Raw genomic sequence first — 15,067 nt, 5'->3', positions numbered from 1 at the left:
TTGGCGAAGCCGAAAGGCCAGAAAGAAAACCGCTCTCAGCTTTACGGCGAACGCCTTCCTGAACTCGCCCCAACTGAACGCCTCGCCGATATCTGGCGACAGATTGGCTACGCTCGCGACGGCATGGCGGGGGTGGTCCCGTTCGATTGGACCGAACTTGCAGCATTTTCAAAACTCACCGAATGCGATCTTGCGCCGGTTGAGGCCGAATGCCTCATGGATATGTCGAGAGGATATGCAAATATGATTGTTGATACCAATCCTCTTTCCATAGCGCCGATGGACCGCGCTGATGACTGATTTCGCGCAGCTTGTCCTTGATGCCGATACGCGCGGATTAAAGCGCGGTGAGAAAGACCTTGATCGCATTGGCAAGCAGGCCGGTAAAGCCGCTGGTGATGTTGACGCATCCAGCGGCAAGATGGCCATTGCATTTGGCAAGGTTGCAGCAGCAGCAGGGGCGGCATGGGCGGCATTTGGCGGTGTTCGTGCCATCATCCAGACCAACGCAGAGTTTGGCGCGTCTATGCAGAAGGTCGCGGCTATTTCAGGCGCAACTGGCGCACAGTTTGACGAGCTGCGCGAAAAGGCGATTGAGCTTGGCGCAGCCACTATGTTCAGCGCATCGGAAGCCGCTGATGCACTTGGCTTTTTGGCGATGGCAGGTTTTAGCGCAAGCGAGTCATTAGCCGCCATTCAATCCGTTCTCGATCTTGCGGCTGCATCGGGCATGGGGTTGGCTCAAGCGGCTGATATTACTTCCAATGTGCTTTCCGGGTTCGGCAAAGAGGCTGAGGAGGCGGCGTTGGTTGCGGACGTGCTGGCCAAAGCATCAAGTGTATCGAATACGAATGTTGAGCAGCTTGGGCAGGCTATGTCTACGGCAGCGCCAATTGCAGCCGCTCTTGGTATATCGATGGAAGAGACTGCGGCAGCGATCGGGGTCATGTCGGATGCAGGTATTCAGGGATCGCGGGCAGGGACAGCCTTGCGCGGGGTGTTTGCATCACTGGCCGGGCCTACAACACAGGCGCAAGAGGCGCTGGCTAAATATGGGCTATCCGCAAGAGATGTTGACCCGCAGATCGTCGGCCTAACCAAGGCTATGGCGACGCTGCAAGAGCGTGGTCTATCCACTGCTGATGCCATGATTATTTTTGGCCGCGAAGCTGCATCCGGCGCTCTTGTTATGGCCGGCACCGCTGAACGCATGCGCGAATTGACCAGCGAATTTGAAAATGCTGAGGGCGCTGCCGCAGCCATGGCGGCTGTTATGGCGGATAACCTTAAGGGCGATATAGACGAGCTATCGTCTGCGGTGGAAGGTTTTATTATCCGGCTGGGCGATGCTGGCGTCACCGGAGCATTGAGGTCGATGACCCAGTTTGGGGCCAAGGCTATCGAATTTCTCAGCACCAACATGAGCACGCTGATAACGGTGGTTGCTTCGGCTGCCGGTGGTTGGCTGGCTTATAAAGCAACCATGATCGCAGTCGGCATCGCGACAACAGCAATGTCGGGACAACTTGGTATTGTGATAACCACCTTAGCGACTGTTCGCGCTCAAGTTGGCATGGCGGCGGCGGCGAAGGTGGCTTTCGCTGGGGTGACAGCGGGTGCAACTACGGTTGTCCGGGGCTTGACGGCTGCATTGATCGCCAATCCATTCACCGCTGTTGCGGTGGCGGTCGGTGTATTGTCGGCAGCAATGATTGGTCTTAGCACTGCTCAAAGGCAGGCCCGGGCCGAGACAGACAATCTTATCCGGTCGCTTCGCGGCTTGGCTGAGGCGCGTTCCAAGGATTACGCATTGCAGCGCAATCAAGTCGAGATCGAGCGCAACAGGGCGCAGCAGCGGTTGGCTGAACTTGAAAACCGGCGATCCGGGCTAACCAATGACCCGCTTCGCGGAAATGATCTAGCGACAGGGATGAGGCTGCGCTCAATCGAAAAAGAAGCCCAGCAATTACGCTGGGATTTGTTGACGATGAATTCCGAACTGGATTTAGCCGACAAGGCGTTCAAAAACGCAAGTGCTGCTGCAAAATCCATGGAAGTCCCTGTTGCGCAATCAGCTACGGCGGTTGGCAATCTATCAGCTGTGTCAGGCAAGGGCAGTGATGCTGCAAAAGCGCTAGCCAAGGCCACGCGGGAAGCTGGCAGGGCTGCAAAAGAGGCGGAGGCAGAGTTTGCCCGGCTCATGGACCGGATATTCCCAGAAGAAGCTAAAACGCGCAATTACTTGAGCGATATTGCTAGAATCAGCGGGTCCGGCCTCTCAGAAGAACGGCAGGCCGAGGCGCGTCGGCGTCTTGCACTGGAGGCGATTGGGCCTGATGCAGTGGCTCCTACCGATATTCTTGACGTGAGGCTGGATGGCGGCGTCGGCAAAAACATCAAAGGCTTTACGACGGCTATGGAAGTGCTTGGCGTTAAAACCAAAGCGGTAACCGTGCGGATTGCCAAGACGTTCAAAGATATGGCTGATGAAACCATCGGAGCCTTGCAGCGGATGACTTCGGCCATTCAGGGTGGCAGTTTTCTCGATATTCTTGGCAGCGTGATCGGACTTGGCATCCAACTCGGCTCCATCGGTGCGTTTGGCAGTAAGATACAGACCAACATCAATAGCGTTCCGGGCCGCGTGAATGGCGGGGCCGTGAGTGCGGGCCAGTCCTATTTAGTCGGCGAAAGCAGGCCAGAAGTGTTCACCCCTAACCAAAACGGCTTCATCACGCCAAGCAATGATAATGGGGCTACGCATATCACGGTCGGAATTGATCCCCACAACGGCAATATCACGGCATTTGTGAACGGCAAGATTATTGAGGCATCGCCTGCAATCGCCAATGCTGGGTCACAGCAAGCACAGGCCGCGAGCGCAAAGCGAGCACATAGGACTATCAGAAGATGATTGAACTGCCTGATTTTGCGCGCATAGGCAGCGCGACTCCAATGTTTGTAGATGCAGGTTTTACGCAGCGCGGCATAGGCTCGTTATCTCGCATTGACCGGAAAGGGTCGCGATACAAGATGGCTTGCTCCTACGGTCCATTCTATCCCGAAAACGGGCGAGTGATGGTGTCTAAACTCATCGCAGGTAAGAGCGAGGGGGTTCGTATACCGTTTCCGCTCTTGGTTTCTCAAGGGTCGCCCGGCTCTCCACTTGTGAGTGGGTCGCACATAACCGGCAAGACGCTTAATATCAAAGGTCTGACGCCCGGCTATGTCTGCAAAGATGGATTTTGGCTGTCACTGGTTAAATCGGGTAGGCATTTTCTTCACAACGTCAAAACGGGTGGCACCGCCAGTGGCTCTGGAACGTTAAGTGTCGTGCTTAACGAAATGCTGCGCGATAGCTTTGTGAACAATTCGGTCGTTCATCTGGCTGAGCCGATGGTTGAGGGTCTTGTTGATGGCAGTGAGTGGCAATGGTCACTGTCTGTGGACCGTGTGACTCCGATTCAATTTACGATTGAGGAAGTCCGATGACAGGTATCACCGGGCTTTTGAAAATCGAACTGCCAAGCGGTGATGTTTTGCTGAGCGATGGCGGTGTCACTATATATAATGGTGACGCATACACGCCGGAGGACCCTTATCTCGGCTCATTATCCAGCATTGAATCGGTTGTAGAGGGCACTGGGCAACAGATGCCGGTTCTAGACGTTTCATTCTCGCCGCCCGGCAATGTGGCCATAAACACTCTATCCGCAGGCGCTATCCAACAAAGCAGGGTCCGTCTATATGTTGCAGAATATGACACAGACACTGGTTTAGTTGTCGGCACGCCTGAACTGCGCTTCATCGGCTTTGTGGATCAGCCGCAGGTCAACATAGCTTACCGCCAGATTTCAGTCACTATATCTGCGGTTCCGGACCTTGAAGCCCTGTTTATGAAGGATCGGGGTAACGGGCTGTCCAGCGCCTTCCACAAATCACTTTATCCGGGTGAAACGGGCCATGACAACGCCACTGGCTTAAAAATCCCCGTGGCGTGGGGGACGGAGGCACCGCGCGCAGCATACAGCGGTGGTAGCAGCTGGGGCGGCGTCCATGGTTGGAGCCTTGCGCGGAATGTGAGTTATCAATGACAGAAGAGTTTGAGGTCAAAAAGCGTGTGGCAGCTACAGTTGCTACAGATAAGCGCTTTAGAGACAGGCCGTTCGACTGGTCTAAATCGGCAACGTGCGTTCATTTAATGCGCTTCCATGCTGCCCAAATGGGCCATGAATTGCCCCTTGTTCCGCGTTTCCGGACCGCGCTGGGAGCCAAAAAAGCATTGCGAAATCTGGGTTACGAAAACCTGCCCGATCTATTGGACAACTATTTCACACAGATTCCGCCAGCCTTTATGCGTGTCGGCGATTTGATGGCGGTTCCGGGCGATCAGGGGTGGCACTCAATTTTGATAAAGGGAGATAAGCGGAAGTTTTTGGGCTGGCATGAAGAAGCAGAGGGCTGCACCATTATTGACGTTGACATGAGTGCCGCTGAAAAGGCGTGGCGGCTGTGAGTAAGGCATTAAAAACGGTCGGCATGGTCGTTGGTGCGGTTGCACTGGTCGCGTCTGGCGTCGGCGTGATCGGCGGCATTGGTCTTGCCACAAAAATTGGTGCGATTGCTGGCGTTGTATCAGGTGTTGCCAGCGCGGCTGCGCAGATTACAGCGCCAAAGCCTGTGGCGCGGGGATCTATAACCGACGTTATTATCGAAACGGAGCCGCCAAGGCCGTACATGGTCGGAGAAAGCTACAGCGCTGGTGTTTTACGCTATCAGGCGGGCTACGGCCCGACGCTCAAAAAGGTGCCAAACCCCTATCTGCTACAGGTTAAAGTTTTTTCTAGTGCAGGGCCAGTTGAAGCACTTGTTGCCGAGCAGTTCGAGTTCAAGCCGATTGGCTCCTATTATAACGGTTTTTATGCCAGTGATACGCAGCTAGGCGCAAGACCGGAGGCCACGGCGCTTGTGCCGCCATACGGCGCAGCGCCGGGCTGGACTGCTGCAAGTAAGCTATCTGGCCACGCCGCCATTGCATCAAATTACAAGTTTGACAAAGACGGCAAGGTCTTTGCGCGAGGCATTCCTCCGCACGGTGCGATTTGGCGCGGCGAAAAAGCCTATGATCCCAGATTGGACAGCACCTATCCGGGTGGCAGCGGGGCGCATCGTCTCGGTGATGAGTCGACTTACACCTACTCCACTAATCCAGCGATTCAGACAGGAACGTATGCTTATGGTCGCTATCAAAACGGTGAGCTTACATTTGGCCTTGGCCTTGAAGCAGAGGGTATAGACTGGGCGGCCATTGTAGATTGGGCCAACGATTGCGACGCGAATAACTGGCAATGTCATGGCACACTTTGGGAGGGCGGCAAGAATAGCGATATCGAGGCGCAGCGGGTGCAAAACCTCGATGACCTGTGCGCGGCGGGCGGCGCAAGGTGGCTCACAGCAGGGGCCTTACTGTCGTTCGACTGGCAGCGCCCCCGCGTTCCATTGGCGACACTGACCGATGATGACTGGTTGGAAGAGGGTGTGGACGCTACCGCCGTGCAGACAATTCGCGAGCGGATGAATGGTGTAAGGCCTCAGTTTATCTCTCCATCGAATAACTGGGAGCAAATAACTGCCAACGAGATAATTGGCACTACCTATCGGACAGAGGATGGCCAGCCATTAACACAGACATGGCCACTCAATTTAGTTAAGGCTGGAGGGCAGGCAGGTGAGCTTGCATCTTATGCTCTTGTTGATAGCCGTGAGATTGGTCCGATCAATGTCCATGTAGGTGCTGAGTGGCGGTTTTATAGGCCGGGTGAAACGATCACGCTCGATAGTGAGTTGCTGGGCTATACCGGCCCTGCCGTTATATTGAGCCGCGATTTGGATCCCACAACCCTAGCGGTTACACTTTCGCTCAAGACTGAAACGCCTGCCAAGCATGATTTTGCATTGGGCAAAGTGGCTACGCCGCCGCCATCACCTACAATCGGCCAGACCGCAGAAGAGCGAGATGCTCAGGCATTTGCAGAACGCGAAGTCGATTACAGCGAAGTCACCGGCACAGAAGAGCTTGAAGATAGCATCGCCGCCGCAACACTCGAAATCATCCCCGACAAAACCGGATTTACGTATGTTGACGGCGCATTGTCGCCAGCCAACCAGACAATCACGCTTTCCGCGCAGGTGAAGGGTGTGAATACCGCAGTTGACTGGGCCACCACACCGAATATCAAGAGCGCGGCGGATGAGGCGACCTTCACCATCAGCAATGCGGAAATGGCTGGCAATGCCAGTGTTGTCGTAGTTGCTACGTTGGACGGTGAGGTAAAGGCCAGCCATACGATTGCCAATATTGCAGATGGCGCGGCAACGGTTGGCGCACCTACCGGATCACCTTTTGCCGGGCGCACGGTCGATGATGTTGAGGCGGACATTACGCAAGCCAAGACAGACATCGATGATCTTGTCGATACGTTCGGCAATACCGCTGCATCTGCGGCGAGTGCCGCGGCGGCGGAGGCGGCGCGGATTGCGGCGGAAACGGCGCAGGGTGAGGCGCAGACGTCCAGCGCGCTTGCGGCAGTTTACGCTCAAAACGCAGCGGCGCTGGCATCAGGGAACCTTGTTGCTGACCCTTATTTGGTTGATACAGAAAGCTGGTATTCGCGTGGTTCACCGAGCGAAGATGCCTCGCAATGGTTTAACGTCCCGATAGATGGTGGCAACGGTTTCCGGTTTCAAAGAGGTCAGGGGCCGGTATCATCTTCGTGGTGGTTACATAAGCAACCGGTCACGCTTTCGCCCAATAGAACAATAAGACTTACGTTAGAATATCGAGTCAAAGCGGGGTCCACGGGCGGCGCTTATATTGTTTACAACTCCGACAAAGTGAACGCGAATTATTCTTACGTAGCTTTTTCTCCTGTGCGTGATGAGCAGTGGCAGACATATACTGTTGATATTAGCTCCAACAGTATGATTAATAATGTGTCTGATAATGTAGTCAGACTAGGGTTTGCGTTACAGCATAATGGAGTTACCACGGGAGACTGGGGTGAGGCTCGGTTCTTGTCCTTTGAGGATGTTACAGAGAGCAAGGCGGCGGCGGCGCAAGCGGCAATCGCAGAGGCACAAGCCGTCATTGCTACGGATAAAGCCTCACAGGCAAGCACTTCGGAGAGCCTGACCGCCGGTTATCGCAATCAGGCGCTGGGGTATCGAAATGATGCCAACACGGCGGCGAGCAACGCAGCGGACAGTGCGCAAGACGCATCTGACTTCGCCGACGCATCGCAAGCAGATGCGGCCATCGCCAACGCGCAGGCCGTGATTGCCACTGACGAGGCGGCGGCGGCGAAGCGTAGCGCAGAGCTGGCGGCTAGCGTCGGAACCGGGCATATGAACGCCAACAGCCGGTTTAGCGATTGGCCGGACGGAGAAACCTATCCAACGGGATGGCAAGCTTACTCTGGCCCTGCTCCGACCAGAATAGCTGGGGACGGTTCTAGCCCTTGGCAGTTGCAGGCAACCGCGCTTGCCGGTTCTAATGCAGGGATCAGCCCAAACGCTGGGCAGGCGGAAAACCAGAAGACCGTTCAGGGAGGCGGATTATATGTTCTGGAGGCAGAAGTGGAGCTGGTCTCCGGCACCTTCCGGGGGGCAGGTGTGCATGTGCAATTTTACACAGTCTCAGGCTCTGGGGCCGGCGCGGTGCATCTTTTATTTACCGGCAATGACGCCAAAGGCGATCCGGTTGGCGATGGTGCGACTGGTGGTAAATATCAATTTGCAGCGATAGCGACGGCCCCGGCTAATGCTACGTCATATCGACTATATGCGATGGATCACTTCTCGTATTTTAACAGCACGGTCAGTCTGAACGGTGCAGGCGCGGGGTATAATAATACATCCAGCGCCAACTCGATCAAATGGAAGATGCTGGGTATCCGTCCTGCCAACCCCGCCGAAATCGCTACGAAGACTGTCCTGCCGGTTATGCAGGCGGATGTCGCAATTAACACAGGTGCGATTGCGAGCATCGAGGATGCAGCGGCCTACTTTGAGGTCATCGCGTCGGCATCGGGCAGCACTCCGGCGATTGTTAAGGCTCTGGCGGGTAAAAACGGGTCGGAAGTCTTGTGGGGCGGCGACCGCATCTTGATCGTTAATCCGGATGATGAAGATGACTGGGTCGAAGTTGCGCGATTTGAAGGCGGCGTAGCGCGAATAAACGAAGCGCTGATCCGCACTCTTGCGGTCGCGCCAAACCCATCGTCCGAGGTCTATTTTCCGGTGATGCTGGAGCCAAGACGCTATCTGGCGGCTGATGGCGATACGGTCTATTATGACGGCACAAGTGCTATGGATGCACTGTCATTAGGTGCCATTCCGCAAATCGAGGTGACACCGCCATCTGTTGCACTGGCAGCCGGTGAAGCGCTGGACGTTCGCGCCATAAATATCACCGATAAAAAATTCGAACTCCGCATGAAAAAGATGATCCCGGACACGCCTGCGAATGTCGTGGATAGCGGGACCGTGACCGATGCGGGGAGCGGGACAACCCCGCGCTATCAGCGCCACAAATCGGTCGTGGCCGATGCGTATGACGGAAACTATCAATTCATCGGCACCGCGACAATCGAGCGGGTTTACTACATCCCGGAAGGCCCCGGCCTCTATCAAGGCGTATATGTTGGCAGCATTGACGTTTATGTGACCGACAGCGCCAACAGCAACTCATGGGTCAAAGTTGATACAATATCACTAAATCGGACCATCAATTCATCGTCGATCCCGCCTTCAACGACGAGTGTTAATATTAACAAGGTGGTCAGCACTTCGACAGCCATAGGACAGCACGCGGGCCGCGAATTTGGTCTGCATTTAGGTGCTGGAACCAGTTCGCTTTCGTGGAGCCAGGTCAGATACACCACACAGACTCAAAGCGGTGCGGTGTCGATATCCGGCAATGCGCTCTGCAAAGTTTATCCACCAAGGCAGGAGTAACCCTTATGACCATGACACCCCAAGAACACCAAGATTTGCTGGACGCCTATAACGCCTCGCAAGGTCAGCTAGAGGCAGACCGACAGGCGCTGGAAGATAAGACGGCGACCGATATTGCAGCCACCTGTGCGGCGTTTGATGTGACCGGGTTGATCGCGGCACTAGAGGCAGTGGACGCGATGTGTCTGGCGACCGGCAAGCATAAGCAGGTGCTATCGTCTACTATCGGCGTGGCGAAGCTGCTCAATAATGTGACCGCGCCTGTGCCGGTTGAGCCAGAGCCTGAAGTCTAATGCGCCGGATCATCATTCTGGCCGCGCCAGCATTGCTGGCATCATGCGGGCAAGCCGGTGACGGCTATGCCTTCGACGGCGCAGAATTTGAACGGCGGTCGCAACCGGTGACGGTAGTGGAGCATGCCAGTTTGCACGATCTTAGAGCCGCTGCACCGGACGAAGCGCATGTGCAGGGCCGCGACCTGATGGGCTTTTCCTATCTGCGGCCCGATGGCTGCGAAATCCACGTCACGGACCTTCGCAAGAGCGCGGCGCGTTCGTGGCTGGGCCATGAGATGACGCACTGCGTTTATGGTCGCTGGCATAAATAAAAAGGGGGAGAATATCATGCCAGAATCACAATCACGGCTATACGGAAGTCTTCCAGCATGGGGGGCGCTGGTCATATCACTTGCCGCGCTGGCGTTTAGCGCTGGAACGCTGCGAAGCGAGTTGGCTACGGCTCAATCACGTCTGGCGAAGCTGGAGCAGAGAGCGGACATACAATCACGAGCAGGCAATCAGGTCAATGACAGGCTGGCTCGGATCGAGACGAAGCTTGATCTGGTGCTGGAGGAAAGGCGGTAATCGCCATACGACATTCATTTTAACTTTGCCTCGCTTTTGCGGGGCTTTTTATTGCCCGCGCCGGTCGCGGGAGCGGAGGTTGGTGTGAAATTGATACCCGAATTAATACCTGATTGGAAAGACGCATGGAAGTTCTGGTCTGTCCGGGCCGTAGCAGTGTTAGCCGCGTGGAACATGATGCCCGCATCGATGCAAAATTACATCCCTGAACCGCTCCATGCGGCCGTTTCTGCGGTCCTGTTCCTGTCCGTGATTTATCTGCGGATTGTGCCGCAGCCGAAGTTGGAGAAAAAGCATGAAAATTGAGCCGATGCAGCCGGATAAAAAGCCGGTGAGTAAGAAACAGATGGGAGCTGGTGCGGCTATCGTAGCCATGCTGGCTATCGCAACGCCATTTGTTGCGAGCTGGGAAGGCAAGAGCAATGATCCTTATAAGGACATCGTTGGGGTTTTAACAGTGTGCTACGGCGAGACACGCAATATCCAGCACCGTCGATACAGTGATGCGGAGTGCAGCGCCATGCTGCAAGACGGCCTTGGCGATTTTGGCGAGGCTGTCGCAAAGCGGAATCCGGAACTGCGCGGCCATCCCAACCAATGGGCGGCGGCGACTTCGCTGGCATATAATATCGGGAAGTCTGCTTATAATCGCTCAACGGTGGCAAAGCGTTTTGAGCAGGGCCGGTGGCGTTCTGCCTGTGATAATTTTCTAAGCTGGAAATATGCCGGTGGCCGTGTCGTCAAAGGGCTGGTCAACCGGCGCCATGCCGAGCGCAAGATTTGCCTTACCAATTTGCCGAAAGAGAGGAATTTGAAATGAAAAAAGCATTATATTTTGTGCCGATGATTCTGGCTGGCGGTGTTTTGATGGCCCTTACGGCATGTGAGGATGAGCCGAATACGCAGCCACAGAACCCGCCTGTGTGGGATGAAAATAACGGGCCTAATCCAGCGGATGAATGCCCACGTGCGGATGGAGGCCCGTGTTTATGATTGGTCCGGGTCGCGGACGGGAGGGCTGGGGCGGTGACGTTTCAGCCCTCTATAATCGGAGATAGGTGATGCCAGCGCTATTACTTCGCTTTCTGCCTTACATATCCGCTGTGGGCCTTGTTCTGGGTGCTATCTGGTATATGGACCATAAGGGCTATCAACGCGCTCAAAAGGACGCAAAATTTGAGCGTATGGTCACAGCCATCATGATTGAGCGGTATGTCAGCGGGCTGGAAACGGATTTGCGCGAAACAATCTCCGACCTTGACCGCAGCCTGGCCGCTGAAATTGACGATATCGAGATGGTCCAGCGCACCATCATCCAGCCCACAATCGAAAAGGAAATTCGCAATGATCCGCGTTTCAGCGATAACAGCCTTGGCATTACTGACATCATGCGCGGGGCCATCAATCGAGCGCGTAGCGAGAGCGCCTGTCCCTCCCGAATTAACGGCGGAGATTGCGTCGCCTTGCCCGCCCCTGCCGCTGCTGTTGAATAACAGCCTTGGCGAACTGGCGCTGAAAGACGCTGATGCAGCCAGCGAATATGCGAAATGTCAGGCCAAGCATTTGGCGGCGGTGACGGCATACGGAGCGGCGAGGCAGAAGGCGATTGAGGCTAATTTGCAGGTTGGGGAGGCGGGTGATTAGCTAACTGCCAGAGATCGCACCCTTAAATCTTACATCCCAAATCTACTATATGTTCTCTTAATGTTCTCATATAATGACCTTCCGATTCGTGAAGGTCAAAATGCGCAAGCCCACCACTACCGAACATCTCTACCTCGACTTTGACGGCTTCTTCGCGTCGGTTGAGCAGTTGCGCGATCCTTCCCTGCGCGGGCGTCCGATTGGCGTGGTCCCGTATGAAGGCGGAAAGACCTGCATCATTGCCTGCAGCCGCGAAGCCAAGGCTATGGGCGTTCAAAACGTGATGATGGTGGATGAAGCGCGCCGCCAGTGTCGTGATCTTATTCTGGTGCCGCAAAAGCCGGACCTGTACAGGCGCGCGCATAATGCGCTGGTCGCGCAGATTGGTTCCGTTGTGCCTATCGATCAGGTAAAATCGATTGACGAACTCTCCTGCCGCCTGGACGAGCGCCAGCAGCGTGACCCTGCGGGGGTGGGTGCGCAGATCAAACGTGCTATCCGTTATAATATCGGCGCGACTGTTACATGCAGTATCGGCTTTGCCGCCAACCGGCATCTGGCAAAGATTGCCGGGGGCACACAGAAGCCCGATGGGCTGACCATATGGCACCCCAGCCAGATGCCGGGGCCGTTGGCGAAGGTGCCGCTGGACGACATTCCCGGTGTCGGCAAACGCATGCGGCTCCGGCTTGGTAAAGCTGGTGTATTTACCACTGGCGAGCTGCTGAACCTTCAACCCAAGCAAATGCGAGCACTATGGCGCAATGTCACCGGCGAGCGGCTCTGGTATGCCCTGCATGGTTATGCGATTGAGCCGCCGCCGACAGAGCGAGGCATGTATGGGCATGCCCGCGTGTTGCCGCCGGAAGCACGAACAATGGCAGATGCGCGGTCGATTGCCCGGCTCCTGCTTGTCAAAGCGGCCAGAAGGTTGCGGCGGGCAAGTTTTTACTGCCAATCGCTCATGCTATGGCTGCAATGCTATGACGATGGCTTTGCCGACAGTATCAGCCTGCCACAGGTCAATGACGATCAGGCCATTCTCTCCGGCCTGAAAACCCTGTGGGACCGCGCTGAACGCCGTCTGAACAGCCGGACAAGGGTTTTGCGGGTGGGTGTGACCCTGGGCGACCTCACGCCAGCAAATCACCGCCAGCTCGATTTCCTGCTCAATGACGACAGCGAGCGCCAGCGATGGGAGCGCTTAGGGACCGCACTCGACCGACTGAACATCAAATATGGTAAAACCGTCGCCAGTATAGGCTTCTGGGAGCCACCGAAGGGCGGCAATGTGGGCGGCAAGATCGCGTTCACCCGTATTCCGAGCGGGGAGGACTTCTGGTGAACTGGAAACGGAACATTCAGGTGCTCGATCTGGAGCCGGGTGTCAGACTGGAACTGGCTTGCCGGAAGTGCGGCAAGATGCGGTGGCTGACGGGCAGGGAACTACTGGAGCGACAATCGGCCAAATATCTATATCTGGAGGACGTGGAACGCCGCGCAAGGTGCCGCCAGCGTGGTTGCGGCGGGCTGATGCGCATGGCTATGCCGGGCGAAGGTGAAACTTCTGGATTTGTTGGCGGGATTGCATGATAAGCCGGACTTATGTGCAATCGGTATCAACAGGCCGAAACGGATGCGGCAAGGCGGGTGCTCAAGGCGCTTGAAGCCGAAGTGTTCAATTCTGCCGGGTCAATCATTCACCCGCAAGGGCAGGGCGAGATCGTCCGTATGCTGGACAGGAAGCGCACTATCAGCCAGATGACGTGGGGTTTCCCGCTGATACTAGCGGCGGCTAGAAAACGCGCCAAGGAACAGGGCAAACAGCCCAAGCCCAAGCCCGTCAACAATGCCCGCACGGACAAGCTGTCATCGGGCTTCTGGAGCCGCTGGACGGGACCGGAGCATCGCTGCATCATCCCTGTCCGCCGTTATGCCGAGGCCTATGGGCCGAAAGGAAAGATGAAAGAGGCTTGGGTGTCGGTGCCAGATCAGGAACTGTTCCCGGTCGCAGGGTTGTGGCGACCAAGTGATGAGTGGGGCAATTGCTACACCATGGTGATGACCGATGCCGCTGGCGAGGCTGCGCAGGTCCATACCCGGATGCCGGTTATTTTGGGGCAGGAAAGTGTTGAGACGTGGTTGAGCGAGCCGATGGAGCAGGTGATTGGGTTGTGCAGGCCGTGGCGCGGGGAGGTTCAGATCGATTGGACGGAGGATTTGTGGGGGCGGTGAGGGCCGTCAGTTAGCTCCAAATTATAGGGGGATATAATGGGATATTGTTTAAACATAATGGCGTTATTTTCTGGACTTATCGGCACGGTGCTAATTTTCTTTTATGGCGTCGCAACTTTGACGGAGGAATCCGCTCAACAAACGATTGGGACAGGAGTAGAAGATCAGGAGGTTAGTGGTCGTATAAAATGCCACAAGATATTGAGTAAAATTGGCTTGGGATTACTGGTTGTCAGCTTCGCCTTACAATTGTTCGCCACCATATCGGGTGGCCGGTGAGCCTGTCCGGAGCGCCAAGAGGTCGCGCAGGATTGTTATGCGGCGGGTTTAGGTGGGGCAGGTAACTCCATATAATGAGTATATGGGGTCTCTGGATACTCTCCAGCAAAGCCCATGCCGTATTTTCTCCGTCTGCGATCCACTCTTATTTGCACTAGCTGTGCATTGATGTTTGAAGCTTTTTTGTTTGCTGGCGCATAGAATAGCCGCTTTTCTTCGTCCATAGGCGCAGTCTCTATCGGTTGCCATTCCATCATTCATCCCTTTCTGATTTGTCGGTTATTAGGGCGGCTAAATGTTTTCCCGGCGGGCGCTATCCTATTGAGGCGCTTTATCTCGCGCACCATCCGAGCGCTGGCTGTGAACCACTCGCCATGGGATTTATCAACCGCGAACCGCATATGATAATCTATCTCGGTGTTTCTATCACCTTCAACCACCCCAAGAATTTTGACTATAACTGGACTACTAGATTGGATTTGCCCTAAGCGGCGCTTTAGATCGCGAGTAGTCCCGATTTTCACCATCGCGCCTACCGTTAATTCAGCGCCTATAAAATAGACATAATCCTTATTGGCTTCTTTCCAGTTATTGAATAATTCCTCCAGGTGTTTTCGAGCAGCGTCTATAGTGTCATGCTTGCCGACAATTATATGTTTTTGCGGGGCATGGATTTCGTATCGCCCGTCAATTCTCCAAATCACATAAGGGCCAAGCGCCCTGCCATTGTCATATAATGGGGATGATTCACGCCAGCCTTGATTTAGGTTGGCAGGGTTATGTTTTGGGTGATATGTAACTACATTCATAGCGCGGTCCTTTCGCGTTGTGAGGCCTCGGTGCTCTGATCAGCATCGGGGCCATTTTTATTGTGCGGTAAAACTGCGGTAACGACTGAACGCCAATCACGCAGTTTAGCCACATTTTCGGTGATTTCGTTGATAGCAAACTTGGTAAAAACCGCAGAAAACCGTGGCCTTCGCAGTCCTTCCAAGCTTACGACGAGGGTTCGATTCCCTTCACCCGCTCCA

20 protein-coding genes are annotated in these 15,067 nt (G+C 55.1%); 18 read left to right on the top strand and 2 right to left on the bottom strand.

The genetic code is table 11. The features are described 5' to 3' along the window. The 18 genes from AB1K62_RS14340 to AB1K62_RS14255 all read left to right on the top strand — a co-directional run bounded on the left by AB1K62_RS14340 (nt 1) and on the right by AB1K62_RS14255 (nt 14,036). Nucleotides 1-300, top strand: a complete 300-nt coding sequence (locus AB1K62_RS14340) for a hypothetical protein (RefSeq protein WP_367004593.1) — start codon at nt 1-3, stop codon at nt 298-300. Beyond that, nucleotides 293-2,914, top strand: coding sequence for a phage tail tape measure protein (locus tag AB1K62_RS14335; protein WP_367004591.1), 2,622 nt, complete (start codon nt 293-295; stop codon nt 2,912-2,914). Before AB1K62_RS14340 ends, AB1K62_RS14335 begins: the two co-directional genes overlap by 8 nt. Further along, nucleotides 2,911-3,492: a hypothetical protein gene (locus AB1K62_RS14330; RefSeq protein ID WP_367004590.1), complete on the top strand. Its 582-nt coding sequence runs from the start codon at nt 2,911-2,913 to the stop codon at nt 3,490-3,492. Before AB1K62_RS14335 ends, AB1K62_RS14330 begins: the two co-directional genes overlap by 4 nt. Further along, on the top strand, nt 3,489-4,094 hold the full coding sequence (locus AB1K62_RS14325; RefSeq protein ID WP_367004588.1) for a hypothetical protein: 606 nt from the start codon (nt 3,489-3,491) through the stop codon (nt 4,092-4,094). The genes AB1K62_RS14330 and AB1K62_RS14325 overlap by 4 nt, the downstream gene beginning before the upstream one ends. Continuing rightward, nucleotides 4,091-4,516: a hypothetical protein gene (locus tag AB1K62_RS14320; protein ID WP_367004585.1), complete on the top strand. Its 426-nt coding sequence runs from the start codon at nt 4,091-4,093 to the stop codon at nt 4,514-4,516. The genes AB1K62_RS14325 and AB1K62_RS14320 overlap by 4 nt, the downstream gene beginning before the upstream one ends. Then, entirely contained in the window at nt 4,513-9,015 is a 4,503-nt protein-coding gene (locus tag AB1K62_RS14315) for a hypothetical protein (protein WP_367004582.1), read from the top strand. The genes AB1K62_RS14320 and AB1K62_RS14315 overlap by 4 nt, the downstream gene beginning before the upstream one ends. 5 nt (nt 9,016-9,020) lie before the next feature. Beyond that, nucleotides 9,021-9,308: a hypothetical protein gene (locus AB1K62_RS14310; protein ID WP_367004581.1), complete on the top strand. Its 288-nt coding sequence runs from the start codon at nt 9,021-9,023 to the stop codon at nt 9,306-9,308. After that, nucleotides 9,308-9,622 (top strand): hypothetical protein, encoded by a 315-nt coding sequence (locus tag AB1K62_RS14305; RefSeq protein WP_367004580.1) that lies wholly within the window; start codon nt 9,308-9,310, stop codon nt 9,620-9,622. Before AB1K62_RS14310 ends, AB1K62_RS14305 begins: the two co-directional genes overlap by 1 nt. A 16-nt stretch (nt 9,623-9,638) precedes the next feature. Further along, nucleotides 9,639-9,878: a hypothetical protein gene (locus tag AB1K62_RS14300; RefSeq protein WP_367004579.1), complete on the top strand. Its 240-nt coding sequence runs from the start codon at nt 9,639-9,641 to the stop codon at nt 9,876-9,878. 84 nt (nt 9,879-9,962) lie between these two features. Continuing rightward, the gene (locus AB1K62_RS14295) at nt 9,963-10,184 is read left to right on the top strand and encodes a hypothetical protein (RefSeq protein WP_367004577.1); all 222 of its coding nucleotides are present in this window, start codon (nt 9,963-9,965) and stop codon (nt 10,182-10,184) included. Beyond that, nucleotides 10,174-10,698 (top strand): lysozyme, encoded by a 525-nt coding sequence (locus AB1K62_RS14290; protein WP_367004576.1) that lies wholly within the window; start codon nt 10,174-10,176, stop codon nt 10,696-10,698. Before AB1K62_RS14295 ends, AB1K62_RS14290 begins: the two co-directional genes overlap by 11 nt. Continuing rightward, on the top strand, nt 10,695-10,871 hold the full coding sequence (locus AB1K62_RS14285; protein WP_367004575.1) for a hypothetical protein: 177 nt from the start codon (nt 10,695-10,697) through the stop codon (nt 10,869-10,871). The genes AB1K62_RS14290 and AB1K62_RS14285 overlap by 4 nt, the downstream gene beginning before the upstream one ends. Nucleotides 10,872-10,939: 68 nt before the next feature. After that, entirely contained in the window at nt 10,940-11,371 is a 432-nt protein-coding gene (locus AB1K62_RS14280; protein WP_367004574.1) for a hypothetical protein, read from the top strand. After that, the gene (locus AB1K62_RS14275; RefSeq protein ID WP_367004572.1) at nt 11,364-11,522 is read left to right on the top strand and encodes a hypothetical protein; all 159 of its coding nucleotides are present in this window, start codon (nt 11,364-11,366) and stop codon (nt 11,520-11,522) included. The genes AB1K62_RS14280 and AB1K62_RS14275 overlap by 8 nt, the downstream gene beginning before the upstream one ends. 100 nt (nt 11,523-11,622) lie before the next feature. Next, nucleotides 11,623-12,867, top strand: a complete 1,245-nt coding sequence (locus AB1K62_RS14270) for a type VI secretion protein ImpB (RefSeq protein WP_367004571.1) — start codon at nt 11,623-11,625, stop codon at nt 12,865-12,867. Next, complete coding sequence (locus AB1K62_RS14265) at nt 12,864-13,115, top strand: hypothetical protein (protein ID WP_367004568.1); 252 nt, start codon at nt 12,864-12,866, stop codon at nt 13,113-13,115. The genes AB1K62_RS14270 and AB1K62_RS14265 overlap by 4 nt, the downstream gene beginning before the upstream one ends. Before the next feature lie 12 nt (nt 13,116-13,127). Beyond that, nucleotides 13,128-13,757, top strand: a complete 630-nt coding sequence (locus AB1K62_RS14260) for an SOS response-associated peptidase family protein (protein ID WP_367004565.1) — start codon at nt 13,128-13,130, stop codon at nt 13,755-13,757. A 57-nt stretch (nt 13,758-13,814) separates the two neighbouring features. Then, nucleotides 13,815-14,036: a hypothetical protein gene (locus AB1K62_RS14255; RefSeq protein ID WP_367004562.1), complete on the top strand. Its 222-nt coding sequence runs from the start codon at nt 13,815-13,817 to the stop codon at nt 14,034-14,036. 257 nt (nt 14,037-14,293) lie between these two features. Here AB1K62_RS14255 and AB1K62_RS14250 read toward each other — a convergent pair whose 3' ends face one another. Then, the gene (locus tag AB1K62_RS14250; RefSeq protein ID WP_367004560.1) at nt 14,294-14,845 is read right to left on the bottom strand and encodes a GIY-YIG nuclease family protein; all 552 of its coding nucleotides are present in this window, start codon (nt 14,843-14,845) and stop codon (nt 14,294-14,296) included. After that, nucleotides 14,842-15,067: hypothetical protein (locus AB1K62_RS14245; RefSeq protein ID WP_367004558.1), on the bottom strand; the 226-nt coding region annotated here is incomplete at its 5' end. The genes AB1K62_RS14250 and AB1K62_RS14245, both read right to left, overlap by 4 nt.

Origin of the sequence: Parasphingorhabdus sp. JC815 (genome assembly GCF_040717415.1) — a bacterium.
Lineage (GTDB): Bacteria > Pseudomonadota > Alphaproteobacteria > Sphingomonadales > Sphingomonadaceae > Parasphingorhabdus.
Note: the sequence above shows the minus strand (reverse complement) of the source record. Positions and strands in the feature narration are given on the sequence as shown.